A 24112-nucleotide genomic window follows, 5' to 3' on the forward strand; every position below is an offset into this window, starting at 1 on the left:
GGGGACCGGCTGATGGCACAGGACACGCAGGACGAACCCGAGCCGATGGTCGCCTACGACCACACGGATCTGCTCAACCGGCCCAAGCGCATCTGGAACTGGGGAAACATCCCGCTTCCCGGCCTGCTGCTGCCCGCGCTGGGAGCGGCCTTCGGCTTCGCCATCGTGTGGCTGGTGACGCTGCTCTCGCTCTCCGCCTTCCTGCCCTTCCTGGGCATCTCGGTGGTGACGTCGGTGCTCTACATCGGGCCGCCGGTCGGCGTCTACTTCGTATGGGGCCGGCCGCTGCCCTCCGCGCTCACCCTCAGCCAGCAGGTGGTGGTCTGGGCCGACTACTGGTTCCAGCCCAAGCGCCTGCAGGGGCTGGCCGCCGACCGGGAGCCCGAGGAACTGCGCTGGCAGGTGATCCTCTGGCAGCCGGGTTCGCCGCGCTGGCAGCGGCAGTACGAAGAGGCCCTGGCCACCGCGGCACAGCACGGTTCCTCGTACGCCGCCCAGGCGCACGCCGAGCCGTCGTACCCCGGCCACCCCGCAACCGCACACTCCGAGACCGCAGGATGAATCCCTCATGATCATGATGATGCTTCTGGGCGGGGCGGTCGCCTTCTTCGTGATCGCCATGATCATCGCCTCCGCCGGCTCCAAGAAGGCCAAGAACGGCCAGGGGTCGGGCGGCGGTGCGCAGAAATCGGGCGGCTCCCGGAACAAGGACGGCCAGCCCACGCGCCGCGAGGAGATGCGGCTGCCCTACCGCTACGCCGACGACATGATCTTCGTCCACGGCGAATCGGTGTGGACCGGGCTCGTGCTGCCCACCGCCATCGACGAGTACCTCAACGCCACCGAGCTCCAGGCGATGGCCGAGGGCCCCGCCCGCGGCCTGCTCAACCTCGCCCGCGGTGACCGCAACGTCGAGTGCCACTACCGCAAGGTGTACCGGCCGATCACCGCCGTGGAATGGGCGGACCAGCTCAACACCGTGGCCTGGGACCCGACCGACAACTACAAGGCGTACAACCTCCGCAAGGCGGAGTACCAGGAGCGCATCGGGGCGACCCGCGAGCGCAACGTCCTGCTGGTCAAGCTGGGATCGCTGAAGCGCGGCTCGAACGGCACCGGCGTCCTGCCCGGCGGCGACGACCCGGTCGAGGACCCGGGCCTGACCGCAGCCGTGCGCGGTGCCGCGGACAAGGCGGTCGCGGGTGCCACCGGCGTCCACGACGAGTACCTGTCCCCGGGCCTGCTGGCCCAGTGGACCCAGGTCGCGCGGGAGGTCCACGAGAGCCTCGAGGGCCTGAAGGGCACGCCGCTGGCCCGTGAGGAGCTGGTCTGGCTGATCCGCAAGCCGCTCCACGGCGACCTCGCCGTGCCGCCGGAGCCGGTGCTCGGGTCCCGTTCCTGGGGTCCCGACCAGTTCGACCTGGTCGTCGACTTCTCAGGTGAGAACCACAAGACGCACATCGTGCTGCACCAGTACGACGAGGTCACCGGCGAGCAGCACACCAGCTACACGACGACCCTGGTGGCCGCCAGCTGGCCCACGGAGACCCGCTTCCGGCAGTCCACCGCCTGGGCGCGCTACGCGTCCCAGCACGTGGACTTCCCGGTCGAGATCGACATGCGGTTCACCCTGATCCCGTACCTCAAGTTCAAGGACCGGGCGAAGAAGATCAGCGGCAACCTCGTCGACGAGATGAACGACATGGCCAACTCCGGCCGGTCGCCCGGTACCCAGCTCGCCCAGCAGGTCACGCGTGCCCAGAACCTCCTCGACGACGTCGAGGAGCACAAGATGCCGGGCATGGAGGCGCAGATCCGCTTCACCATCTCCGCGCCCGACCTCGGCGAGCTGGAGCGCCGGCGCCGCGTCCTGGAGATGCAGTTCAAGCAGGACCTGAAGGTCACCCTGCTGCGGCCGACCCGCCAGCAGTGGCGGCTCCTGCAGTCCCAACTGCCGGGCGACGCGCCCAAGCTGCCCGTCGCGCCGTACCTGCGCCTACAGGAGGTCGAGCAGCTCGGCGCCGGGCTGCCCACCGCGGGCACCGAGCTCGGGGACAATCCCGAACACCGCTCGGGCAAGCGGCTCGGCTGGGTGGGCAACCTCGTCGGCTGGGCCGGCAAGATGCCCGTCCACTACTCCCTGCACGTCGGCCCGGCCCGCAACGACGGCGGTGGTCTCGCCATCGTCGGCGCGTCCGGCGGTGGCAAGTCCTCGCTCGCGCTGCAGAAGTTCTACGAGGAGTCGGAGTCGGGCGTGCGCTGCCTGGTCATCGACCCGAAGACCGACTTCGCCCAGATGTGCTACTACCTGGGGTTCGGCTCCCAGGTGAACGACCCGGCCTTCGCGCACGACGCCGAGACGGGCCTCCTGGCCACGGAGGCCAGCCGCTTCCAGCCGGTCAACCCGGAGTTCTGGGCCGAGACCGAGGTCGTCGACCTCCTCAAGGGCCAGGCCGGCGTGCTCGACCCGTGGGTGGTTGCCCGCGACGTCCCGTCGGGCCGGCTGCTCGCCGAGTCGATGCTGCGCGGATTCCTCGGCGACGAGGACTACCAGCGCGTGCGTCTTCCCGTCATCGAGGCGATGGCCACCGTCGTCGGCTGGTACAACTCCGCGATGCGGCAGGCCACCGAGCAGGGGCTGACCGCGCGCGAGGCCGAGGAGAAGGTGCCGCGGCCGACGCTGTGGCAGGTCGTCGACGAGGTCGTGAACGCCTACGACCACGCGGTGTCCACGGGTGACCGCGAGGCCGTCAAGGACCTCAAGCTCGCCCAGATGCTCCTCACCGAGCTGCGCACCCTGCCGTACGCGCGACTGGCCTTCGCCGAGCGCCCGCAGCACCTGTCCGCGATGCGGAAGCGGCGCACGGTCATCACCCTGCGCGGCTTCCAGTCCCCGTCCTCTTCGGACCCGCGCAACTGGAACCCGGCGGAGCGGCTGGCCGCCACGGCGCTGATGGCGGTCGTGGAGCTCGGCAGCCAGATGCTCGACGTCGGCTACGAGAAGAACCCGGTGACGGGGGAGATCGGCCTGCGCCCGAAGGCGCTCTTCGTCGACGAGGCGTACGTCGTCACCGCGACCGAGAGCGGCCGCGACCTGATGCGGCGCGCCCTGAAGCAGGGCCGCTCGTACCTGGCGGTGACCGTCCTGATCACCCAGCAGGCCATCGACCTCGTCCAGATCGAGGACTCCGAGGCCCGCAGCGGTGGCGCGAACCAGATCCACACCGTCTTCGCCTTCAAGCAGAAGTCCGCACAGGAGGCCTCGCTGGTGGCACCACTGCTGGGCCGCCCCGAGAACGACGCCAAGGTCGTCTCGGCCCTGCAGGAGCTCCGTACCGGTGTCTGCCTGCAGCGTGATGTCGACAAGCGGGTCGGCACGGTCGCCGTGGACCTGGTCTTCAAGGAGATCCTCGCCGCCACGGACACCAACGGCACGACCCGCCCGGCCCGGCAGGGGATCGACCCGCCGCTGAGCGTGTGGGACTGGACGTTCATGCAGGAGGCCGCCGAGGCGGCTGCGGCCTCGGCGGGGGCGGCCTCCTCGACGTGATGCCGCCGCACGCTGTGGCCCGATCCGCACGCCGTACCCAAACCCAAGGAGACACCATGCGCCTGACCAGGACCCTCACCGCCGGAGCTGCTCTCATCGCGCTTGCGTCCCTGACGGGCTGCGGCGGGGATGGGGAGGCCGTCGCCGGGGGCGGCGGCAAGAGCCTGCCGAAGGCGAAGGACATGGCCGCGATGGAGCGGTTCGTCAACCAGTACACGCCCTGCACGGAGCTGACGAAGTACGCGCCGGACGCCCAGCACGGGGGCAAGCAGTTCGAGGACGTCCCCAAGGGCGCCGGAGCGGGCGTGAAGGAGCAAATGTACTGCAACGCCGAAAGGGGGGACATGGCTCTGGTGGCCATCTCCGACATGAAGAAGTTCCAGCAGGCGCTCAAAGCGAACGACGCAGCCGGGAAGGACGGCGATGCGGTCGCGCTCGTCGGGGTGGACTTCGCCGTCGTTCCCAATGCCAACGAACCCTCGCGCGCACTGAAGTCCTCGGGAATGCTCGTCGCGTCGTGCAGCGCCAAGCTCAACGCCGAGATCCCGAGCGGCTACCTCAAGCGCGAAGGCACCGTCGAGGGCTGCATCATGACGGACTACTTCCCTGGGTAGCTCACATCACCGCCCGCCCATTCGTCCGTTGCGGAACTCCAGAAGGAAGCTGATGTCCGTGCGCCGGAGCGCCAAGTCACGTGGAGACCTCTCCGCCCGCCCCTCGCCCCGAGAACGGGCGAAGGCGGCCGGGCGTGTGGTGCGGGTCGGCGCCTTCCTGATGTTCGCGCTGCTCGCCCTGACGATGGCCGTGCCCAACACGGCACGCGCCATCGACTTTTCCTGCTCCTTCACGGGCGACGACGACTACCAGATGGACAACCCCGGCGTCATCGAATCGGTACTCCCGGCCGTCAAGCAGTGGGAGAACCAACGCGGCAAGAACCTCACTGACACGACGGGTCTGTTCGACCACCCTGCCAATCTGCCGGGCCCTGCCGAGAACTACACGATGTATGAGCTCGCGGGCATGCGTGGCATGAACTGGTCCATGACCATGAGGGGCCGGGGAGACGCATCCCAGGGCACGGAGTGGTACAAAGCCAACGGCGCCGACAACTGCTCCGTCATGGACTACATGACCAACGGCATAGCGGACATAGTCTTCGACGGCACCAAGATGCTGGCCCGCGCAGCCATCTCCATCAAGGAGTACGCGTCCAACCCCAGCCCGTTCGAGGGGCTGTACAAGGGGCGCGACAACGCTGTGGATACGCTGCGGGAAAACCTCTTCAAACCCGCCGTTCCCCTCATGATCACGCTCACTGGAATCTGGGTGTTCGGCAAGTGGCGCAAGAACGAGATGCGAGAGGCCTGGTCGGGCGTCGGTTGGGCAGCCCTGACCACCGTTGCCGTCGTGACAATGCTCACCGGTGGCAACTACCACAAGTTCATCGATACGGCGGACTCCGGTATCGCCAAGGCCAATGCCCTCCTCAGCGAGGCGGTTCTCGGTGGCCTCGCCGGGGAAATGCAGCCCCCCTGCGACCTGCCCGTGAAGGACGAGGTGCACAACAGGGGTGTGCGCACCAACAGCTGTGCCATGTACGACACGCTGGTATTCCGCCCGTGGGCCCTGGGCCAGTTCGGCCAGCCCGGCAACGAGTGCATCTTCAGGACGGGTAAGGGCGGTGTCAGGGACGGCAAGTGCGTCCCGACGAGTCGCGACGACAAGTGCGACTGGGGCATCAAGGGGAGCGCACGCTGTGAGGACCTCCGGATGCGCCAGTTGGTGTCCCAGGCCCGGACCAACAAGGAGATCAACGAGCCCGACAAAGAGCAGCGCGACCTCAACAAGTACAAGGACAAGTGGATCCCCATCCGCTATGACATGGCGGGTGGCGAGAACAACAACAACAGCGGGCCGGACGGGAAGGTCTACCCGGTCGCCTTCGACGAATGGGCCGGCAAGAATGCCGGGGACCGGCTCGGGATCGCGTTCTATTCGTTGATTGCCGCGCTGATCGTCGGCCTCATGGTGATTGTGCTCAGTGCGCTCACGCTGCTGTGGCACGCCGTGACCCTGATCTTGATCATCATGCTGCCGCTGATCGCCACACTGGGCATCCATCCGTCCCAGCAGAAGCTGCTCAAGGGCTGGCTGGAGACGTTCATCCACAGCTTCGTGCTGCGTGCCGGTTTCGGTGTCATCCTCACCGTGCTGCTCGTCCTGTACCAGATGATCCTGCCTGCGCGCATATCCCTCGGCATGCAGTTGCTCATGCTGCTGCTGGTCACGATCGCCGTCGTGATGATGCTGAAGAAGCTCCTCTCGGGTAGCTACAGCCCGAAGATCGCGGGCGCGGAGGACGGCCTCGGCGTGGGCGACATGGCGAACACGCTGTCCAGCAAGATCGGCGCGCAGGGTCAGCGCCTCGCGGGCAATGTCGCGGCCGGCGCGGCCAGGGCTCCGGGCCGCGTGGCCGGTCGGATCGGCGGGAACGTGGGCCGGGGCATGGACAAGGTCGTGCTCGGCGGAAGGCTGCAGAAGGGCGGCTGGATCGCCCCGAGCAACACGAAGCGTGGGCAGCGCAAGGCCGGGCAGATGTCGGCGGAGCTCCAGAAGGACCAGTACGACCAGCTGAAGCAGCGGCAGGAGAGCCAGTCCGAAGAGGCGCCCGCCGCCGAGGCGCCCCGTCGCCGCAGCGGGCGGGTCAGCGCCTCCAGCGCGCCCGTGCCGCAGCAGGGACCGCCTCCCGCGCCCCAGCCCGCCCCCGCGCCTCAGCCGGCCCCGGCACCTCAGCCGGCGCCGCGCCCGGCCGGGCGGGTCAACATCGTCGACGGGCCCCCGCTGCGTCCGGCCGACCCGCGCACCCCGCAGCCGCAGCCGCAGCCGCGACCGCCGGCCCCGCCGCACCAGCCCCCGCCGCCGCGTGACGGCGGTGGCCGGATATCCAGCTAGGAAACCCTGACATGGCCAGTGTCATCACCGACCACCCGCCGCAGCAGCTCGCCGCCGAGCTGGCCGAGCTGCTGCGCGTGGACTGGCGCACCGTATGGACCGGGATGCCGGAGGGCGAGGATCGGCTCGCAGAGTGGTGCGCGGGCTTCGGCTGGAAGCCCCTGTGGCTCCAGTCGGGCTTGTGGGTGCGTACACCCGGGGGAGGCCGCCTGCACCTGGCCTCCTCCGGCGGCCCCGGCCGGCCGGTGACCCGCGCCTCGTGCATCGCCTGGAGGGTCAGGGCGGACTCGACGTCCGAGGACGAGGGCGTCGTACCGCTCGCCCTCGACCGTTACGCGGCCCACCTCGCCCAACTCACCTCCGCGTTGGGCGCGCCCGGCTGGGAGGGCGCCTGGGACAGCCCCGACTTCCCGGAGCCGCCCGCTCCCGGCCGGTGGCCCGACGCCGAGGAGCGGCTGGAGCGGCAGGCCCCGTACCGTCTCGCCCAGTGGCGATACTCCAACCCGCTCGCTCCGGTGATCGTGCTCGATCTGTACTGCCGGGCGGCGGGCCCGGGTCCGGGAGGTGGGGCGATCGCTCTGACCTTCCACGGGCCGGCCGACCCCGATCCGATCGGCAGCCCCGGCTGGCTGCTGTGACGGACGAGACGCGGGAATTCGAAGGGCCGCTGGACCGGACCCCGGAGCAACTGATCACCGAGCTGCGGGGGCTGGTCGATGTCCACTGGGAGACGGTCTGGAATGGGCCGCCGCTGCCGGGCAAGGGCTTGGACATGTGGTGTGCCCAGTTCGGCTGGACGCCCACCCAGTTCGAGTATGTCCTCAACGTCGTTACCGACACCGGCGGGGAGATGACTCTGAACGCCATGGGCGGCAGCTGGGCGCCCGTGCAGAGTGTCTCCCACTGGGTGTGGGGCGCTTTGGCAGTTGGTGGCCCGGAAGGCAATCCCCAGCTACTGGCCGAGGCTGCCCAGATCTGGCCCCTCTATCGCGACGCCGCCTCCTTGGCGCTCGGCGAACCGGCCTGGGAAGGCGCCTGGGACTCCACCTCCTTCCCTGAGGAGCTCGGCGAGTACACGATCCCCAGCGATGAGGACCGGATCGAGGACAAGACCCCGTACCGCATCGCCTACTGGGAGCTCGCCGCTCCGGACGGCGCCCTCGCCAGCCTGACCATCACACCCGCGACGGGCACCGCAGACGGGACCGACGACGGAGTGGTCAACATGTACCTCGACGTCTATCCCCGTCCCCTGAAGGCCGGTCGGCCGTGAGCCCGGCGCCGATACCGAAGTACGCAGAGGAAGGTGCCCGCCGAAGGGCGAAGTCGCGGCGTGAGGTCCGGGTCGATACGGACTGGCGCTCGCGTGGTGGGACGATCTCTCTGACCTGCCACGGTCCGGCTGATCCCGATGTGATCGCGGGCCCGGGCGGGTTGCTGTGACGGACGAGACGCGAGAGAGAGACAACGAGATGGGTACCCCCTTCGAACGGCCGGCGAACCGGACCCCAGAGCAACTGATCGCCGAGCTGCGGGGGCTGGCGGATGTCCGCTGGGAGACGGTCTGGAACGGTCCGCCGCTGCCGGGCAAGGGCTTGGACATGTGGTGTGCCCAGTTCGGCTGGACGCCCACCCAGTTCGAGTATGTCCTCAACGTCGTTACCGATACCGGTGGCGAGATGACTCTGAACGCCAGGGGCGGCAGCTGGGCGCCCGTGCAGAGTGTCTCCCACTGGGTGTGGGGCGATACGGCCGTCGGAGGCCCGGAAGGCAATCCCCAGCTACTGGCTGACGCTGCCCAGATCTGGCCCCTCTACCGCGACGCCGCGTCCTCGGTTCTGGGTGAGCCGGCCTGGGAAGGTGCCTGGGACTCTACCTCCTTCCCTGACGAGCTCGGTCTGTACGCGATCCCCGACGAGGAGGATCGGATCGAGGACAAGTCCCCCTACCGCATCGCCTACTGGGAGCTCGGCGCTCCGGACGGCGCCCTCGCCAGCCTGACCATCACACCCGCGACGGGCACCGCCGGCGGGTCCCGCCATGGAGTGGCCAACATGTACTTCGACGTCTATCCCCGTCGCTTGAAGGTGGGTCGGCGGTGAGCACGGAGCCGATACCGAAGCACATCGAGGAAGGTGCTCTGCGCCGGGCGCACGCGCGGGATGCCGCATCCCAAAAGGCCGCACGCAAACCGAAGTCCGTCGCACGGCGTATCAGCGCCGCCGCCGAGGCAGCAGGACTGACGGACAAGCTGGCGGAGGATGGGAAAATCCTGGAGTCAAAGGAGAAGCAGTACATCGACCGCCTGGCCGCGGACAAGACCAAGCTCACTCCGCCTGACGGGGCGAAGCCGATCAGCGCCTTCTGGTCGTACGGCATCGAGCACGAGGAAGCGCCGCTTAACGACTGGGACGTCCCGTTCCTGTCCCAGCGCTTCATCGCGGAAGAGTGGGCGGCCGAGCAGAACGAGACCAATCCCGGTGCCGTGCAGACGCTGGAGACGACCCAAGGCGGTCGTGAGCTCGATGACATGTTCCTCTGGGAACCTGAAGTCATCAGGGAACTCGGTGGTGCGGACGCGGGATTCCACCCCGGCTACGCCAAAGCCACCTGGGCCAAGATCTCCGAGACCTACGCCGGCCTGGCCGAAGGCCGGGCGATCGTGTTCGGGCAGGATGCCGACACCCGGTCGATCCTCCACCAGCAAGAGCTGGGTGAGCTCTGCAAGAACGCCAAGGTCGGCCTGCACAACATCCACTTCGCCTACGAGGCGAAGCAGGGGTGGCCGGAGGTGACCCGGGCCGAGGCCGGGACCAATGCCGTGCGTGCCGTCGCGCAGTTCGACAACCCGACCCTGCCCCGGTACATCGACCCGCAGGCCTTCGCGGCCGAGTCCCCCGAGGCGCGCAACGCTCAGATCGACAAGATCACCGAGGTCGTCGCCCCGGGGCAGGCCGCGGCCGAGGCCGTCAAGGCGCCTGAGCTGCAGGCTCCGCCGAAGAGCGTGCGTACCCCGCTCTGGCAGATGGGTTTCAAGCAGCCGCTCACGACCACCAAGGCCCAGACCCCCGCATTGGGTTCCGGTAGCGCACCCGTACCCGCACCCGCAGCAGCTCCGGGCCTCGGCGCCCCCTCCCGCACAACAGGTATGGACGGTCCGGCATGACCCCTCGCCCCTCCCTCGACTCCCTCCGTCGTTTCCTCCGCCAGGAGCGCGACGACGATTGGGCCGTGCGGCTGCTGCGCCGGATCGTCTTCGGGCTGGCCGCCGCCTACACGGTCTTCGCGCTGGCCGCGACCAGCATGTCCTCGTTCATCACGGTGTGCGCGCTGCTGGTCCTCGGCGTGCTGCTGTGGCTGATGCGCCGCCGCGGGCAGTTGCTGCTCGCGCTCGCCTCGACGCTCGTGACCGCGGGCGTCGCCGGTTTCTTCGCCTCCGCAGCCGAGATAGCCGGCGGCGCGGCGAGCGGGATGTTCAGCGGGCAGGGCGTGTTCGGGTACTGGGCCCTCTCCCTGATGGCCCTGCTGGGGGCCTGGATCCCCAAGGCGCACCCCGGTCGGCGCGGTCTCACCGTGGTGCTCGCGGACGTGGTCCTCCTCGTGACGTCCTCGGTCGGCACGGTCGTTCCCGCCGCATCCGTTCCGCTCGGGTTCCTCGGCCTGACGCTGGTGCTGGCCGCCCGGGGCGGTGGGTTCGCCGCGGTGCGGCGGCTGGGCGGACGGCTGAAGCGCCGTGCGCGACGCCCTGTAGCGGCCGCCGATACGGACCGTTAGTTGACTGATGAACCGTCACTGTCGCCGTGGCCTATACACATCCATCTACTTGAGACAGCTTTGTAGGCGGCATTCGGCCTGCTCTAGAGTCGCCCTGAGTCTTGATCACCTCGGGGGAGAGTTCCATGGTCACGACAGTACGCACGACACCGCCGACATCCCTTCAAGTGGCCGGTGCTTCCACGCCGCTGCCCTGCCAGCGGCGGCCGGACATCTTCGGCCAGCCGCTGCTCGCGAATCCGCCCGCCGGCGGGGCCGGGCTCCCGCTCCAGACGCGGCGGCGCCAGGCACTCGCCCATGCCGCCCGACAGCTCTGCTCCTCCTGCCCTCTCTGGGCGGAATGCCTGCGGGACGCGGTCACCCAGTCCGATCCCGGCGGCTACGCGGCGGCCACCACCCGGCAGGACCGGCGCTGGATCCGCCGACGCATCGGCATCGGCGACGGGCAGGGGCGGCTGTCCTCCTGGCCGGTCGGTGGGGAGCGCCCGGCGGAGGTCGACATCGATGCCGTACTGGAGGCGTTCCACGCGCTCCAGGAACACTGGGTGAACCGGCCCGCCCTCTCGGCGGCGGGCGAGGGTACGCGTGCGGGGCCGGGCGGCGTCCCGGTGAACGGCAAGGCACACCGGTCGGCGGCAAGTGGAGAGCCGAAGACCGGTCAACAGCGAGTCAACACACACGAGGTATCGATGGCGGCCCCGGCAGGCGAACGCATCACATTCTCGCTCGACGATCCGGCCCGCGCCGTGCAGAAGGCCGTACTCGGTCCGCTGGTGCGCTCCGCGCTGCCCACCCTCGAAGCCACCGAGCAGATCGCGGCGATGCTGGTCCGCATGCCCGCGGCCGGGCTCCGGCCCGAACTCCTCGATGCCCTGAGGGAGGTGCGCCGCTGCCTGGAGGCGTGGCGGACGGCCTCGGGTGAGGATGCGCCGTACCACCCGGCGGCCGGCGGCGGCCTCACCGGATCGGTGAGCGCCGAGCTCGCGACCAGCGACCCGCTCTCCGTGCTGCGCCACGACATCTTCGAACCCCTGCTGCACCGGTTCGCAGAATCGATTCGCCGCATCGAGGTGCTCACGGCGGTGCTGACCACCGCGCCGGACGGTGCCGACCCGGGCGCCGATGCCACGGGCGCCGAAGCCACGGGCGGCGGCTGCCCGCACGGGCCGGAACTGGCCGCTGTGCACGCCTCCCTGGGCAGACTCGGCGTCCACATCGAGCAGTACGCCGCCGACGCGCCGCGGTTCCAGGCCCCTGACCGCACCCGTGGCGGCGCCTACCGTGATACGCCGCTGCGGTCTGTGCCGGACCTCGCCTCCGGGAGCGTGCTTCCGGAGGCCTCGTGGAACGCGCCGAGCCTGCGCCGGGCCGTGGAGCAGGCGGTCGGCTCCTTCCCGGGGCCCTTCACCGGCCGGGACGTCCTGCTCGCGCTGCCCCGGGGGGCGTACCACGATCCGGCGAAGTCGGTCAGCAACGCCCTGTCCGCCATGGCCAAGTCCGGTCGCCTCCTGCGCATATCCCGCGGCACCTACGCCGTGGCCTCTCCATCCTCCGGCGTGCTCGCCGCGAGCTCCTGAAGGGACACACGCCATCCATCCCACGCACCCGGCCGCCGAAGTCCGCGTCTTCTCCCACAGCGCGGGGCTGATCGACGGCGTACCCGTGACCGCTCCGCCCTTCGTCGACATTCAGGAGATCATCATCTCGATCCTCCAGCAGCGCGCCCAGCAGTTGGGCGGCCCGGCCTCGGCGACGATCAGTGACGACCGCTACGGCGGCGCGATCCACCTTCTGATCCACCCGGACGGAACCACCGAATCGGTGGAGTGAGGGGCGGACGCCGAGGGCCGGGCACGACGCGCCGCACCGCCGGGCGCGTCGCGCCTACACCCGGATCCGGATCCAGTACAGGAGCCCGGCGCTGAGCAGCAGCAGTACGGCGGTCAGTGGCCATAGGGACAGGAGTGGCGGGCCGCTCGCGACCAGGGCTGCGAGGCCGTAGAGGGCTACGGCCGAGCCCAGTAGGGCCTGGAGTGCGGCCGGCGGCCTGGCCAGCCGTACGAGGAGGAGCAGCAGCACGGCGCAGGCCGGGTAGAGCCAGGGGTGGTCGCGGCCGGGGCCCTGGAACAGGACGAAGTCGCGCACCTCGGGGAACTCGGCCCAGGCCCTCTCCCGCGCGGCCAGCTCGTGCGGGAACCGCCAGTGCACCGACAGCTCGGCCGCCTTCTGGAACGGGAGGGTCCAGTTGATTGCGCTGAGCAGCTGCCAGAGGAGGAGGGTGAGGGCGCCGGCCTGGCCCACTCCGGCGAGGCCGCCGAGCCCGGCGCGGGACCGGGGCGAGGGGGGTGTGTAGCGGGCCGCTACCGGTTCTGGTTGGGGTTGGGGTTGCGGCCTGGGCGGCGGGGGTGGGGGCGGGGGAGGCGGCGGGGGCGCCGGGGGCACGGGCGGGCCTGCCGGTTTGCCGTATTTGAGCCGTGCCTCGCGGGCCCGGCGCATCGCCTCGGTCGTGTCGTCGGCCATGTCCCCCCTACCTGTGTCCCTGTTCCTTGCCGGGCTCAGCGGTGGCGGCCGCCGGGGGCCCCGTCGGTCCGGCCGCGCTGCCGCTGTTCGTACGCCTCCTTCTGGCGCCTCGTGATCTCCGCGTCGGTGCCCGCTGCGGCGTGCTCCCGCGGGTCGCTGCGCAGCGTGGGGTCCCCGCAGACCGGGCAGTCGGGTCGCCGCCTGGTACGCGGCCAGATGCTCTGGAAGGCGTACTGGCCGGGAACCTCGCCCAGTACCCGGGGGAAGAACCAGTGGTCGGGCTCCATGGCGAACAGCGCGAGGGAGAGGTCCTTGTGGAGCGGGGTGGCCAGGAAGCCGCCGATCCGTTCGCGGCCGCCCACCGGGTGCAGCAGAGCCAGCGCGATCTTCGCGGCGGCCGCGGTCAGGTGGTGGATGTCGGTCAGCAGGCCCGGTACGGCGTACATCCGGCCCGTGCCGTAGTCGGTGCGCGGCTGGTGGCCCAGTTCGCCCAGGGACTCGCGGACCCCGCCGGTGGCGCATGACCAGCACGGGGATCCGGGGGTGGTGAACACGACCTCGCCGCCCGACGCGCCCTCGTACAGGCCGACGAAGAGGGCCGGGCGGCCGACGAAGTACGCGAGGTGGTTGAGGCGCTGCTGGGCGTGGTTGTCGTCGGTCGCGGCGATCACCAGCTGGGAGTCGGAGATCCGCTGCTGCCAGGTGTGGTTGTCCAGCGCGGCGACCTCGCGCTTGAGGACGGTGACCTTCAGCCGCCGGTTCACGCGCTTCAGGCGCCGGGCGGTGGCCTTGGCCTTGTTCCGGCCGATGTCCCGTGTGCCGAACATCGAGCGGCCCAGGTTGGCGGGCTCCACGCGGTCGGGGTCGACGAGGGTGATCCTGCCGACGCCCGAGCGGACCAGGACCTCGGCGAGGTAGCTGCCGACCGAGCCGACGCCGACGAGCAGGACGTGGCTGTCGGCGAGGGCGGGCGACAGCAGCCCGCCGGTCCGGGCGAACAGCCCCGCGCGGGCCGCCCTGGTGCGGCCGATCCCCACCCGCATGGTGAGCCGGCGGATCCGCCCGGAGGGCCGTTCGGCGGGACGGGCCGCGGCGTCGGGGGAGACCGGCGAGAGCACGGGACCGGGCGGCGGCACGGGTAGTGAGGGCGGGGAGGGTGGGGAGGGAGCGGAGGGTGGGGAGGGGTGGGGGGACGGGTGTTCGGGCTGACCGCCCGGGAGGGCTTCCCCGCGGACCGGGTTGGCGGCGGCGGCCGTGGCGGCAGCGGCAGCGGCAGCGCCGGCGTCCATACCCCGGCCCGCGTTCCGCAGCGCCTCCCGGAGCCGTTCCCGCTCCGGCACCCGGTGGTCCCACGGCAGCTCGCTGACCAGCAGCTCCGGATGGTGCCCGTCGGCCCCGGCCTCCTCCAGCAGCAGCGGCGCCGTCACGGGGAAGTCGGGGGTGGCGAAGAGGTACCGCCGTGCCCCGGACCGGTTCCGCGGGAGCGGGACCCGTACGCCGGCCACCCCGCCGACCACACAGGTCAGCGGGTAGGCGTCGGACCAGGAGATCCCGGCCTCCCGGAGGGCGCCCGCCAGGGGCACGACCACCGGGCGCAGCCGTTGGAGCTGTACCCCGCGGGCGGTCCACATGGCCCCGAAGAAGGACATCCGGGCGTTCTCGACGGCGAGTTCGTGCCGGTCGAGCGGGGTGGTGAGGTCATGGGTGACGATCGGGGCGATGTACCGCCCGAGCTCGGGCACGGCCTCCAGGGTGCGGCCGTACTCGCGGTGGTCCTGCCGGGAGGGGTGCGGCATGCCGAGCGGGTGGGAGTGGACGATGCCCTTGAACCGGATCGGGCCGGCCGCCTCCTGGCGGCCGATCTCGTCCAGCAGCCAGGCGGTGTTGCTGTACTCCACCCGTGTCACCTGCGCGTGGGCGTCGTGCACGAAGCCGGTCAGCACGTCTCGGCCGTGCAGCCCGAGCAGGGCGCCGCCCTGCTCGGGCCTGGTCCGCCCGATGTCCCTTCCCACTTGGTCGATCACGTAGTCGAAGACGCGTACGGGCAGCACGGCATCGGTCCCTTCCGCTTCGGGGCGGGCTGCTACTGCTTGCGGTTGAAGGGGAAGGGGTGGCCCATCTGGACGAAGTCCACTCCCAGGGCCCAGGCCGCCGAACGGGCGTAGGCGTCCTGGAGGGTGGGCTGGCCCGAACCGGGCCGTTCGGACAGGCAGATCAGCCCGCTGCCGTAGAGGTGCACGCCGTGCGCGTCGTGGCTGGGGAGGGATTCCAGTTCGGGCTCGATGAGCCGTACCTGGTACTCGGTGCCGTTGAAGTGGGCGCACATCACGTACGTCCGGTGGAACATCGTGGTGATCTCGTACACCCAGCCCTCGGCGCCGGGTGCGTCCTCGTAGTAGGTGTTGGCGGGAAACTTGGTCCGTACGACCTCGTACTCCCGGGCCAGTCGGGCTTCGGTGCCGGTGGCGGCGAAGGTGCTCTGCGGGACTCTCGACAGGGGGGCGTCGTCCTCGCCGCCGGAGCCGAGGCGGACCTTGCCCTCGCGGTCGACGTAGACGTCCTGTGGTTGGCCCGTCGCCTTCTTGGACTGGCTGGCGAAGAAGCTGTCCCGGATCGCGTTGAGGTCGTACATGTCAGCCATGTTCGTCATCCCTCCCCAGGGAGCGGTGGCGGTGCGGTGGGGTGAGGCGCGGTACGGGGCGGACCGCGCCGCCTGTCACTTCGGGTCGCGGTTGATCAGTTCCCGCACCCGGACGGTTCTCGGGTCGTCGGGTCCGTGCGCGGCCAGGTGGTCCTGGTACAGGGCTTCGAACTCGGCGGCCGCGAGGGCTTGTTCGCCGGCGGCTGCCAGCCAGTGGGCCCGGTCGAAGCGGATCTCCGACATGCGCGGGTCAGCGGCGGAGAGGTCTCCGGAGACCGCGGTGAGGAGTTCCAGCAGGTGCTGCGCGGCCAGCGGGGCGTGCCCGGCCTCGCCCAGGTAGCGGGCCAGGTTGAGGGAGCATACGAGGGCCAGCTCGTCGTCGGCTCCGAGGACCTGGCGGGCCCGCGCGGCCACCGGGGCGAGCCGGTCGGCCGCCTTGGCGGGCATCCCGGCCCGGGCGAGGGCCTGGGCGAGGTGCAGGACGATCAGCCAGCCGACGCGGTGGTCGGAGGGGAGTACGTCGGCGGCGTGGTCGAGGACCTCGCCGAGCCGTCTGACCCGTTCGACGGGGTCGGACTCCGCCTCCAGCACGGCGTTGCACCGGGCTTCGACCTCGGCCGCCGGATCGGCCGGCGGCCCGGGTGGCGGGGGCGGTGGCGGCGGGGTGTGCGGGGTGACGACCACGGTGGGCGCGGGGGTGGCCGCCGTACTGAGGGCGCGGAACAGCCCGGCCATCTCCCGTGCGTTGGCGGGGCGGTGGCCGGGGTTCTTGGCGAGGAGCCGGGTCACCAGGACGTCCACGGCGGGCTGTACCTCCGGGCGCAGGGCGCGCACGGAGGGCACCACGGCGTGGCAGTGCTGCTTGGCCAGGGCTCCGTAGTCGCCCTGGGATGCGTAGGGCTGGCGGCCGGTGAGCATCTCGAACAGGACGCAACCGACGGAGTAGAGGTCGGTGGCGGGGGTGACGGGCTCCAGGAGGAAGCGCTCCGGGGCCATGTATTCGGGTGTGCCGAGGAGTTGGGTGGCCGAGGTGATGCCGGCGGCGTAGCCGAGCTCGCCGACGGCGGTGTAGGAGCGGGCGATGCCGAAGTCGAGCAGGATCAGCCGGTCGGCGGGCTCCCGGACCATGACGTTGCCGGGTTTGACGTCCCGGTGGACGAGGTCCCGGGCGTGCACCGGGACCAGTGCGTCGCACAGTTGGGCGGCCCAGGCCAGCGCGTGGGCCACGGGCAGCCGGTGCCCCTTGGGGACGGCGGCGCGCAGGGTGCGGCCCTCGATGAACTGGGTGATCAGGTAGAGGTGCCAGGATCCGGCTATCTCGGTCTCGTCCACGTCGTGGATGCGGACGACGTGCGGATCGTCGATGGCCGCGAGGATCCGGGCCTCGCGCAGGAAGCGGCGGGCCGCGTGGGTGCCGCGGTCCGTGACGCGGAGGAACTTGGCGACGACGGTGCGGTCGAGCCGCAGGTCGTGGGCTTTCCAGACTTCTGCCATGCCTCCCGGGAAGTGCTCAAGTAACTCGTACCGGTCCAGTACAAGGCGCCCCAAAGGCGCGGGGTTCGTCCCCCGCATACCCGACATGGCTCAATGGTGGCACTTGCGTGTCCATACGTTGAGCGTATTCGTGAAACATCCTCCCGTAGGCCCGGGGAGGAGGGCGGAAGCGCAGGTCATCGGGGGTGCGGGGGTGCGCGGTCGCCGGGGGTGGGGGGCGGGGATACGTTGGAGGGGCGGGGGGAGCTCCGCGGCGTAGGAGGCCCGGGATGGCGACACGGGTGAAGAGGGCGGTGGTCGGTGCGGCCGTGCTGGGGATGGTGGTGGTGCCCCTCGGAGCCGGTGCCGGCGGTGCCTGGGGCGGTCCCGCGTCCGCGGTGGTCGCGGCGCCCGTGCGGGGCGAGGACGACTTCCCGCGGCTCACGCCCGCCGTGGCGCGGCAGTTGGACGAGGCCGTGCACGAGGTGATGGCCGAGGCGAACGTGCCCGGGGTGATGGTGCACCTGTCCGCGCCCGGGAAGGGCGAGTACGTGAGGGCCTTCGGGGTGGCCGACAAGGCGACCGGCGCCCCCATCAAGACGGACATGCACATGCGGATCGGCAGCGTGACCAAGACCTTCACGGTGACCGCGCTGCTCCAGCTCGTCGACCAGGGCAAGGTCGGCCTGGACGACCCCATCGGGAAGTACGTCGACGGTGTCCCGAACGGGGACCGGATCACGCTGCGCCAGCTCGCCGAGATGCGGAGCGGGCTGTTCAACTACTCGGCGGACCCCGGGTTCGACAAGGCCTTCTTCACCGATCCGGACCGGGTGTTCACCCCGCAGGAGCTGCTCGCGTACTCCTTCAAGCACCCGGTGCTGTTCGAGCCCGGCGCGGAGTTCTTCTACTGCAATACCAACCTCATCCTGCTCGGGCTGGTCGTGGAGAAGGAGACCGGGCAGAAGCTGGCCGACTACATCAACGAGAAGGTCGTCGCGCCCGCCAAGCTGAAGAACACGATCTTCCCCAAGGGTGCCGAGTTCCCCCAGCCGCACGCCCACGGCTACACGAACCAGACGCTGTCCGGGAAGGTCGAGGACGCGACCGACTGGGATCCGTCCTGGGCCTGGGCCGCGGGAGCGATGATCTCCGACCTCGATGACATGAAGTCCTGGGCGAAGACCCTGGCCACCGGGACGCTGCTGACGCCCGAGACCCAGGCCGAGCGGCTGAAGGTCATCGACGCCCTGCCGGGCGCCGGTTACGGCCTGGGGATCTTCAACATCGACGGCTGGATCGGGCACAACGGGTCGCTGCCGGGGTACGAGGCCGTGGTCACCTACATGCCGGAGACCCAGGCCACGATGATCATTGAGCTGAACACCGACATCATCTCCGAGGGCCAGGAGCCGAGCACGCTGTTCGGCGAGGCGATCACCAAGATCGTGACACCGGAGCACATCTACACGCTGCCGGCCCAGAACACCGCCAAGTAGGCCGGGTCACGGGCCGCTGTCGGGGGTGTCCGTCCCTGCGCGCACAATGGGCCCTGCGCGCAGGGACGGACGAAGGAGACGGATGTGAACGGTCGGGCAACGCAGCAGGATTCGGGGATCGAGCTGCGCGTCGCAGGGCAGGGGGACGTCGAGGTCGCGGCGAAGCTGTTCCGCGGGTACCTCGACTTCTACGAGGTGGAGGTGACGGACCCGGACCGGCCGGGCGCCTTCCTCGCGGAGCGGATCGCGAAGGACGAGTCGCTGGTCCTGCTCGCCGACGCGCCGGGGGTCGGGACGGTCGGGTTCGCCCAGGTGTACCGGGCCTTCTCGTCGCTCTCCATGGACACGGCCTGGGTGCTCAACGACCTGTACGTCGCCCCGGAAGGCCGCCGCACCGGCGCCGGCCGGGCGCTGCTGCGCGAGGTGCTGCGGCGGGCGCGGGAGGCCGGGGTGACCGGGGTGCAGTTGGAGACCGCCTACGACAACACGGTCGCGCAGGGTCTCTACGAGGCGGAGGGCTTCGTACGCGAGGAGTTCCACGTCTACTTCCACGAACTCGGGTGAAACATTCCCGGGCCGCCGTCGCGTCAGTGGGGTGAGACGGCGCGAGGGGGAGTAAATGCGACAGGGTCGCAGAGACGGGTTCCGTGAGTTCGCGGCGGGCCGGTCGGGGCATCTGTACCGGTCGGCATGTCTGCTGGCGAGCGGGGACACCCACCTCGCGGAAGACCTCGTACAGGAGACCCTGGGGCGGATGTACCTGCTCTGGGGGCGGATCTCCCGCATCGACAATCCGGCGGCGTACGCGCAGACGGTGCTCGTGCGGGCCTTCCTGACCCACCAGCGCCGGCGGTCGGCGGGAGAGCGCCCGGTCGGGGAGTTCCCCGAGTCGGGTGCGGTGGCCGTCGGCGCGGGCGATCCGGCGCTGCGGCTCACGCTGCTGCAGGCGCTCGGGCGGCTCGCGCCGAAGGACCGGGCGGTGCTCGTGCTGCGCTACTGGGAGGACCGGAGCGTCGAGGAGACCGCCGACGCGATGAACACGAGCTCGGCGGCGGTCCGTACCAGGACCTCGCGGGCACTCGGCCGGATCAGAGAACAACTGGGCGGCAGCATCGCGGAGTTCGCGGACCGCTGAGCGGTGGCCCGGCCTCCGGGCGCCGATCGCCCGCCGGGCCGAGCCGGTTCGGCTCCTTCTGCACCCCTGAAACGGAAAGGTTTGGTTCCCCATGCCCTTTGAAGACGAGCTCGGCGAAGCCCTCCGGCGTGCGGGGGACGGTTTCACGACCGACCGGTACGCCCTCGTGGAAGCCGGTGAGCAGCGCGGCCGGCGGCTGGTGGCCCGCCGCCGGGCCGGCGTGATCGGCGGATCGGTGCTGTCCCTGGCCCTGATCGGCGCGGCCGGCGCCTACACCGGCGGCCTGCTGGACGGTTCCGGGCCGGGCAGGACGGACGTCGCGGCTCCGGTGCCCTTGCCGAACGGCCAGTCCGGCAAGGGCACCGGAGCCCCGGACGGGAAGACGTCCGGCGGCGGCACCGGATCGGTCACCGGCGAACAGCTGCTCGCGGTGTTCAAGGAACTGCTGCCGGGCGGAAAACTGACCAACACCGATGCGCGCGGTACCGCCGACCCGTCCCCGGCGGTGTCCGGCGTGTACGACGACGGCCGGGGCAAGGCGGCGATCATGCTCGGCCTGTCCCGGGTGGACCCGAACGGCAGCGACGCCCGTCAGCTGACCGAGTGCGCGGACAAGAACCTCGTGGAGTACGACGACTGCACGACGGAGCAGCTCACCGACGGCTCCAAGCTGCTGATCGAACAGGGCTACGAGTACCCGGACCGCCGCGTGGACACCAAGGCCTGGCGGGCCGTGCTCGTGACCCCGCAGGGCTTCAAGGTCACCGCCTCCGAATGGAACGCCGCGCGCGAGAAGGGCGCGGGGATCTCCCGGCCCACCCCACCGCTGACCCCGGCCCAGTTGAAGGCGCTGGTCACCTCGGTCAAGTGGCACCCGGCGCTGAACGACCTGCCCGCGGCCGACAAGGAGAAGGCCACCCGGCCCGAGGGGCCCGTCGGACTGCCGGACCTGAAGGGCCTGCAGGCCCTGGAGCGCCTGGTGATCAACTACGAGATCCCGGTCGTCTCCAAGGGCGGGGAGAACGGCTTCGGCTACGTCGTGCTCGACGACGGCAAGGGCAAGTCCCTGGTCCAGCTCAACATCGCCAAGGACAGTGGCGCTTCGGACTTCAAGGCCAATGCCGCCCCGCTGGCCGACGGCACCCAGGTGAACATCGCCCAGGGCCCCACCGAGAAGGGCAAGGGCGTGGTCCAGTGGACCGCGGACACCCTGCGCAAGAACGGGCTGCGCGTGACGGTCACCGCCTACAACACCGCCAACCAGAGCGGCGCGGCCACCCGTGAGACGCCCGCGCTGACGCTGGACCAGCTGAAGGAGCTCGCGACCGCCCCCGGGTGGAACCGGAGCATGGACTAGGTCACTTCGCGTCGGCGTAGCACTCCACCACCGCCGTCGTGAACGGGAATCGGACCGGGGTGTCGCCGAAGGTGATCCGCCCGGCCCGGTCACCGGCCGCCCGGATGGCCTCGGCGACGGCCTCGGCCTCCTCGGCCGGGCAGTGCACGATCACCTCGTCGTGCTGGAAGAACACCAGTTCGGCCTGCATGCCGACGAGCGCCTGCCGGAGGGCCGCGAGGAGCAGCAGGGCCCAGTCCGCGGCGCTGCCCTGCACGACGAAGTTACGGGTGAAACGGCCGCGGGCCCGGGTGTTGGTCGAGGCGTAGCTCGGGGTCCAGCCGTCGTCCTGGTCCTGCGGGATCCCGGCCTCCCCGTCCTCGGGGGCGCCGACCGGCGGCGGGCAGGTACGGCCCAGCCAGGTCCGTACGAGCCGCCCCTCCTCCCCGGCCCGGGCCGCCTCGTCCACGTACGCCACGGCGCGGGGGAAGCGGCGGCGCAGGGCGGCCAGGTTCTTGAGGCCGTCCCCGGAGGTCTGCCCGTAGACCGCGCCGAGGACGGCGATCTTGGCCTTGTCCCGGTCGCCGGAGAAACCCTGGCGGGACACGGCCGTGTAGAGGTCGGCGGGGTCCCCGGCCACCGCCATGAAGGCGGGGTCCCGGGAGATCGCGGCCAGTACGCGCGGCTCCATCTGGTCGGCATCGGCGACGACGAGCCGCCAGCCGGGGTCGGCGACGACGGCCCGCCGGATCACCTTGGGGATCTGCAGCGCCCCGCCCCCGTTGGTGACCCAGCGGCCGGTGAGGGTGCCGCCGGGGATGAACTCCGGGCGGAAACGGCCGTCGTGCACCCAGTCCGCGAGCCAGCCCCAGCCGTGGGCGGTGTAGATCCGGTACAGCTTCTTGTACGCGAGGAGGGGCTCGACGGCGGGGTGGTCGAGCTCCTGGATCTCCCAGCGGCGGGTGGACTTCAGCTTGATGCCGGCCTCGGCGAAGGCCTTGATGACGTCGGCCGCCAGCTCGGGGCGCACCCGGCGGCCGAAGGCGGCGGAGATCCGGTCGGCCAGCTCGGCGAGGCGGCGGGGCTCCCCGCCGCCGGCGTAGCGCTCGCCGAGCAGCTCGGTCAGCAGGGCGCGGTGCACGTCGGCCCGCCAGGGCAGGCCCGCGCGGTGCATCTCGGCGGCCACGAGGAAGGCCGCGGACTCGGCGGCGGTGAGCAGCCGCATCCGGTCGGGGTGGGCGGTGGAGTCGATCCGCTTCGCCTGGTCGGCGTGGACGGCGAGCAGGGCGTCCAGGGGGACGGGGGCGGGGCGCGGATCGAAGAGGGAGTCCTGGGTGCCGGGCTCGGCGGCGCGCTGCGGCGGATCCGGCGGTACGGGGGCGTTGGTGAGGCGGGCCCAGGCGGCGGCGGCCGAGCGCGGCTCGCCGAAGCGGCCCTCGTGGCCGAGGAGGAGGAGCTCGGCGTCCTCGACGTCGTAGCAGCGCTCGACGCGGGCGCCGGCCGCGAGGAGGCGGGGGTAGACGGCGGCGGTGGACTGCCAGATCCAGCGGGTGCCGGTGGGGGCGGCGCGGATCGCCTCCGCCGGGTCGCTGACGCGGATGCGCCTGGCCGCCGCGTCGACGGGCGCGGCGTGCCATGACCCGTCGGGGTCTTCCGCGAGGGCCCAGCGTCCGGCGGTTTCGCTCACGGGTGCGAGTGTCCCACCGGGGTCTGACAGTGCGGCGGAGCCGGTGTCTGCCGGGTGCGGCGCCGTTGCCGGGGCGCTGACCCGGACCCCGCTCCTCAAACTCCCCCAGCTACCGCTGGGAGGTGCCCCCTGGAGGGGCTGGATTCGGCTGCTGCCGTACGTGCCAAGCTGGTGGGTGTGACAGACCTTGCCGAGACCGTCGACCGGGCCTTTGCCGCCGCCCTCTATGCCCAGGACGACGCCGGGCTCGACACCGGGGCGTCGGTGCTGGCCGCCGAGCCGGCCCGGTGGGGCGGGGTCGGGCGGGAGCTGCTCGCGCGCGGGGAGTCGTACGTACGGCAGGCCTGGGAGCGGGGCTGGCAGCCGGCCGACGTGCTGCGGCTGGTGCGGCGGGACCTCGACGAGCGGCACATACGGATCACCGGCGACCTGATCGCCGGCGAGGCGCGCCGCTACGCCCGGCTCCCCGAGCGGTGGATCGGCGTCGAGGTGTGGTGGACGGGGGACCAGGAGTACGCCGACCGGCTCGCGCAGCGCGAACGGACCGACCGGTTCACGCTGGCGACCGCCTTCCTGGAGGTGTTGCGGCTGCTGATCCGGCTGCCCTCCATCGAGCCGGTGGGCCCGCTTCCGGGTGACCCCCTGGACGAGCACGAGCACGCGCACATCGAGCCCCGCATGCTCGGCCGCATCCGCGCCCTGCTCGCCAAGGCCGAGGCGACCACCTTCCCCGAGGAGGCGGAGGCGCTCAGCGCCAAGGCCCAGGAGCTGATGGCCCGGCACACCGTGGACGAGGCGCTGCTGGCCGCGCGCGGCGGCCGTCCGGCGCAGGTTCCGGGCGCCTGCCGGATCGGGGTCGAGCCGCCGTACGAGGAGGCCAAGGCGGTGCTGCTCGACGCGGTGGCCACGGCCAACCGCTGCCGGGCGGTGTGGAACAGTGCCTTCGAGTTCTCCACGGTGGTCGGCTTCGAGAGCGACCTGGAGGCGGTGGAGCTGCTGTACACCTCGCTGCTCGTACAGGGCACGGCGGCGATGACCCGCGCGGAGGCCGCGCAGCGGGCCGGGGGGCGCAAGCGGACCAAGACCTTCCGACAGTCCTTCCTGCTCGCCTACGCCAGCCGCCTCGGGCGGCGGCTCGCGGAGACGGCCGAGCACACGGCGAGCGAGGCCTCCGACAACCTGCCGGCCCTGGTGGCCCGCGATGTCGCGGTGACCTCCCGGGCGGACGAGATGTTCCCGAAGACCACCACCACCCGGCTGCGCGGGGCCACCGACCACGCGGGCTGGGAGGACGGCACGGCGGCGGCGGACGCCGCCCACGTGGGGGGCCGGGGCAAGCCGCTGCCGCGGTAGGGGGGCTCGGGGCGGCTTCGGCGCGGCTCAAAGATCGGGGCTCCGCCCCGGACCCCGCTCCTCAAACGCCGGAGGGGCTGGATTTCGGCTGATGCCGTCTGCCTGCAGGGCAAATCCAGCCTCGCCGGCGTTTGAGGCGCGGGGGTTCGGGGGCAGCGCCCCCGCAGCGGCGTCGCACCCGCGCACGAT

The 24112-nt window shown here is 71.2% G+C and carries 21 protein-coding genes; 16 read left to right on the forward strand and 5 right to left on the reverse strand.

Annotated features, from left to right (window positions below; genetic code table 11):
* Positions 1-12: 12 nt before the first annotated feature.
* From AB0O21_RS02435 to AB0O21_RS02485, 11 genes are all read left to right on the forward strand, one after another.
* On the forward strand, positions 13-561 hold the full coding sequence (locus AB0O21_RS02435) for a hypothetical protein (protein WP_365165183.1): 549 nt from the start codon (positions 13-15) through the stop codon (positions 559-561).
* A 7-nt stretch (positions 562-568) separates the two neighbouring features.
* Positions 569-3550, forward strand: a complete 2982-nt coding sequence (locus tag AB0O21_RS02440; RefSeq protein WP_365165185.1) for an ATP-binding protein — start codon at positions 569-571, stop codon at positions 3548-3550.
* A 56-nt stretch (positions 3551-3606) separates the two neighbouring features.
* Positions 3607-4164 (forward strand): hypothetical protein, encoded by a 558-nt coding sequence (locus tag AB0O21_RS02445; protein WP_365165187.1) that lies wholly within the window; start codon positions 3607-3609, stop codon positions 4162-4164.
* Positions 4165-4216: 52 nt separating this feature from the next.
* Positions 4217-6505: a hypothetical protein gene (locus tag AB0O21_RS02450; RefSeq protein ID WP_365165189.1), complete on the forward strand. Its 2289-nt coding sequence runs from the start codon at positions 4217-4219 to the stop codon at positions 6503-6505.
* A gap of 11 nt (positions 6506-6516) precedes the next feature.
* Positions 6517-7143, forward strand: coding sequence for a hypothetical protein (locus tag AB0O21_RS02455; RefSeq protein WP_365165192.1), 627 nt, complete (start codon positions 6517-6519; stop codon positions 7141-7143).
* Positions 7140-7778, forward strand: coding sequence for a hypothetical protein (locus AB0O21_RS02460; protein ID WP_365165195.1), 639 nt, complete (start codon positions 7140-7142; stop codon positions 7776-7778). Before AB0O21_RS02455 ends, AB0O21_RS02460 begins: the two co-directional genes overlap by 4 nt.
* Positions 7779-7977: 199 nt before the next feature.
* Positions 7978-8607, forward strand: a complete 630-nt coding sequence (locus AB0O21_RS02465; protein WP_365165196.1) for a hypothetical protein — start codon at positions 7978-7980, stop codon at positions 8605-8607.
* Complete coding sequence (locus AB0O21_RS02470; protein ID WP_365165198.1) at positions 8604-9671, forward strand: hypothetical protein; 1068 nt, start codon at positions 8604-8606, stop codon at positions 9669-9671. Before AB0O21_RS02465 ends, AB0O21_RS02470 begins: the two co-directional genes overlap by 4 nt.
* Entirely contained in the window at positions 9668-10279 is a 612-nt protein-coding gene (locus AB0O21_RS02475) for a hypothetical protein (RefSeq protein WP_365165200.1), read from the forward strand. Before AB0O21_RS02470 ends, AB0O21_RS02475 begins: the two co-directional genes overlap by 4 nt.
* A 125-nt stretch (positions 10280-10404) precedes the next feature.
* Positions 10405-11856 (forward strand): WhiB family transcriptional regulator, encoded by a 1452-nt coding sequence (locus AB0O21_RS02480; protein ID WP_365165203.1) that lies wholly within the window; start codon positions 10405-10407, stop codon positions 11854-11856.
* Positions 11857-11941: 85 nt separating this feature from the next.
* Positions 11942-12109 carry a hypothetical protein gene (locus AB0O21_RS02485; RefSeq protein ID WP_365165205.1) on the forward strand — a complete coding sequence of 56 codons (168 nt, stop codon included), beginning with the start codon at positions 11942-11944 and terminating at the stop codon, positions 12107-12109.
* Positions 12110-12163: 54 nt separating this feature from the next.
* Here AB0O21_RS02485 and AB0O21_RS02490 read toward each other — a convergent pair whose 3' ends face one another.
* The 4 genes from AB0O21_RS02490 to AB0O21_RS02505 form a co-directional block, all read right to left on the reverse strand.
* Complete coding sequence (locus AB0O21_RS02490; RefSeq protein ID WP_365165208.1) at positions 12164-12799, reverse strand: hypothetical protein; 636 nt, start codon at positions 12797-12799, stop codon at positions 12164-12166.
* Between the two features lie 35 nt (positions 12800-12834).
* The gene (locus tag AB0O21_RS02495; RefSeq protein WP_365165210.1) at positions 12835-14850 is read right to left on the reverse strand and encodes a ThiF family adenylyltransferase; all 2016 of its coding nucleotides are present in this window, start codon (positions 14848-14850) and stop codon (positions 12835-12837) included.
* Between the two features lie 32 nt (positions 14851-14882).
* Entirely contained in the window at positions 14883-15440 is a 558-nt protein-coding gene (locus tag AB0O21_RS02500) for a hypothetical protein (RefSeq protein WP_365165213.1), read from the reverse strand.
* A 75-nt stretch (positions 15441-15515) separates the two neighbouring features.
* Positions 15516-16934, reverse strand: a complete 1419-nt coding sequence (locus tag AB0O21_RS02505) for a serine/threonine-protein kinase (RefSeq protein ID WP_365165216.1) — start codon at positions 16932-16934, stop codon at positions 15516-15518.
* A 269-nt stretch (positions 16935-17203) separates the two neighbouring features.
* Here AB0O21_RS02505 and AB0O21_RS02510 point away from each other — a divergent pair, with 269 nt between their 5' ends.
* The 4 genes from AB0O21_RS02510 to AB0O21_RS02525 all read left to right on the forward strand — a co-directional run bounded on the left by AB0O21_RS02510 (position 17204) and on the right by AB0O21_RS02525 (position 20904).
* Positions 17204-18412 (forward strand): serine hydrolase domain-containing protein, encoded by a 1209-nt coding sequence (locus tag AB0O21_RS02510; protein WP_365165218.1) that lies wholly within the window; start codon positions 17204-17206, stop codon positions 18410-18412.
* Positions 18413-18496: 84 nt separating this feature from the next.
* A complete protein-coding gene (locus tag AB0O21_RS02515) occupies positions 18497-18976 on the forward strand; it encodes a GNAT family N-acetyltransferase (protein WP_365165221.1) in 480 nt (159 codons plus the stop codon).
* A 55-nt stretch (positions 18977-19031) separates the two neighbouring features.
* Positions 19032-19547: a SigE family RNA polymerase sigma factor gene (locus AB0O21_RS02520; protein ID WP_365165224.1), complete on the forward strand. Its 516-nt coding sequence runs from the start codon at positions 19032-19034 to the stop codon at positions 19545-19547.
* A 91-nt stretch (positions 19548-19638) separates the two neighbouring features.
* Positions 19639-20904 (forward strand): hypothetical protein, encoded by a 1266-nt coding sequence (locus AB0O21_RS02525; protein ID WP_365165226.1) that lies wholly within the window; start codon positions 19639-19641, stop codon positions 20902-20904.
* 1 nt (position 20905) lies between these two features.
* Here the strand turns inward: AB0O21_RS02525 and AB0O21_RS02530 are convergent, their stop codons facing one another.
* On the reverse strand, positions 20906-22570 hold the full coding sequence (locus AB0O21_RS02530) for a bifunctional 3'-5' exonuclease/DNA polymerase (RefSeq protein WP_365165228.1): 1665 nt from the start codon (positions 22568-22570) through the stop codon (positions 20906-20908).
* A gap of 177 nt (positions 22571-22747) precedes the next feature.
* On the opposite strand from AB0O21_RS02530, the gene AB0O21_RS02535 reads away from it, so the two are divergent.
* The gene (locus AB0O21_RS02535; protein WP_365165230.1) at positions 22748-23923 is read left to right on the forward strand and encodes a DUF2786 domain-containing protein; all 1176 of its coding nucleotides are present in this window, start codon (positions 22748-22750) and stop codon (positions 23921-23923) included.
* Positions 23924-24112: the final 189 nt, after the last annotated feature.

The organism is Streptomyces sp. NPDC091371, assembly GCF_040684275.1.
Lineage (GTDB): Bacteria > Actinomycetota > Actinomycetes > Streptomycetales > Streptomycetaceae > Streptomyces.

Coding starts and splice junctions, on each gene's coding strand:
- AB0O21_RS02440 (WP_365165185.1), top strand. CDS start 569: ATGATCATGATGATGCTTCTGGGCGGGGCGGTCGCCTTCTTCGTGATC.
- AB0O21_RS02475 (WP_365165200.1), top strand. CDS start 9,668: ATGACCCCTCGCCCCTCCCTCGACTCCCTCCGTCGTTTCCTCCGCCAG.
- AB0O21_RS02500 (WP_365165213.1), bottom strand. CDS start 15,440: ATGGCTGACATGTACGACCTCAACGCGATCCGGGACAGCTTCTTCGCC.
- AB0O21_RS02510 (WP_365165218.1), top strand. CDS start 17,204: ATGGCGACACGGGTGAAGAGGGCGGTGGTCGGTGCGGCCGTGCTGGGG.
- AB0O21_RS02455 (WP_365165192.1), top strand. CDS start 6,517: ATGGCCAGTGTCATCACCGACCACCCGCCGCAGCAGCTCGCCGCCGAG.
- AB0O21_RS02480 (WP_365165203.1), top strand. CDS start 10,405: ATGGTCACGACAGTACGCACGACACCGCCGACATCCCTTCAAGTGGCC.
- AB0O21_RS02450 (WP_365165189.1), top strand. CDS start 4,217: ATGTCCGTGCGCCGGAGCGCCAAGTCACGTGGAGACCTCTCCGCCCGC.
- AB0O21_RS02435 (WP_365165183.1), top strand. CDS start 13: ATGGCACAGGACACGCAGGACGAACCCGAGCCGATGGTCGCCTACGAC.
- AB0O21_RS02445 (WP_365165187.1), top strand. CDS start 3,607: ATGCGCCTGACCAGGACCCTCACCGCCGGAGCTGCTCTCATCGCGCTT.
- AB0O21_RS02525 (WP_365165226.1), top strand. CDS start 19,639: ATGCCCTTTGAAGACGAGCTCGGCGAAGCCCTCCGGCGTGCGGGGGAC.
- AB0O21_RS02520 (WP_365165224.1), top strand. CDS start 19,032: ATGCGACAGGGTCGCAGAGACGGGTTCCGTGAGTTCGCGGCGGGCCGG.
- AB0O21_RS02505 (WP_365165216.1), bottom strand. CDS start 16,934: ATGGCAGAAGTCTGGAAAGCCCACGACCTGCGGCTCGACCGCACCGTC.
- AB0O21_RS02465 (WP_365165196.1), top strand. CDS start 7,978: ATGGGTACCCCCTTCGAACGGCCGGCGAACCGGACCCCAGAGCAACTG.
- AB0O21_RS02490 (WP_365165208.1), bottom strand. CDS start 12,799: ATGGCCGACGACACGACCGAGGCGATGCGCCGGGCCCGCGAGGCACGG.